2 protein-coding genes are annotated in these 544 nt (G+C 73.0%); both read left to right on the plus strand.

Annotated features, from left to right (window positions below):
- Positions 1-112 precede the first annotated feature (112 nt).
- Entirely contained in the window at positions 113-316 is a 204-nt protein-coding gene (locus FV228_RS32295; protein ID WP_147858018.1) for a CsbD family protein, read from the plus strand.
- A gap of 74 nt (positions 317-390) precedes the next feature.
- Positions 391-544: CsbD family protein (locus FV228_RS34685; RefSeq protein WP_147858019.1), on the plus strand; the 154-nt coding region annotated here is incomplete at its 3' end.

The following is a 544-nucleotide window of genomic DNA, read 5'->3' on the forward strand; positions in this document are numbered from 1 at the left end:
CGCCTACGACGCCCGCCGCGCCTGATCCCCATCGGTTCCCGCCACGCGGCGGGGACCTCCCCCGACCGGCACGAGCCGGCCATCCGCGCAGCAACCCGCAAGGAGACGTTCGATGAGCAGCACCACCGACAAGATCAAGGGCCTGGCCAACGAGGCCGTCGGCAACGTCAAGCAGGCCGCCGGCAACGTGACCGGCAACGACAAGCTCGTGGCCGAGGGCAAGGCCCAGGAGCTCAAGGGCGAAGCGCAGAAGACCGTCGGCGACGCCAAGGACGGCGCCAAGACCCTCGCCGACAAGATCACCGGCAAGCACTGACGTAAGCGCTGCCGAACGCGCGGGGGCGGCCGCCCGGCCGCTTCCGCCCCGAAGGACCGAGACAGGAGCCTCACATGAACCGGGACGGGTTTCGCGGCGCCACGCGCCACCTCAAGGGCCGCGCCAACACCGCGCTCGGCGGCCTCACCGGCGATCCGGCCCGCCAGGTGCGCGGCGCCGTGAACCAGGTGGCCGGCGGGGCGCAATACGCCTACGGCCGCGCCCGGG

It is taken from the genome of Methylobacterium sp. WL18 (assembly GCF_008040015.1).
Lineage (GTDB): Bacteria > Pseudomonadota > Alphaproteobacteria > Rhizobiales > Beijerinckiaceae > Methylobacterium > Methylobacterium mesophilicum.

Bases quoted from the DNA above. Each gene is read 5' to 3' on its own strand.
- FV228_RS32295 (WP_147858018.1), top strand. From the start codon at position 113: ATGAGCAGCACCACCGACAAGATCAAGGGCCTGGCCAACGAGGCCGTC.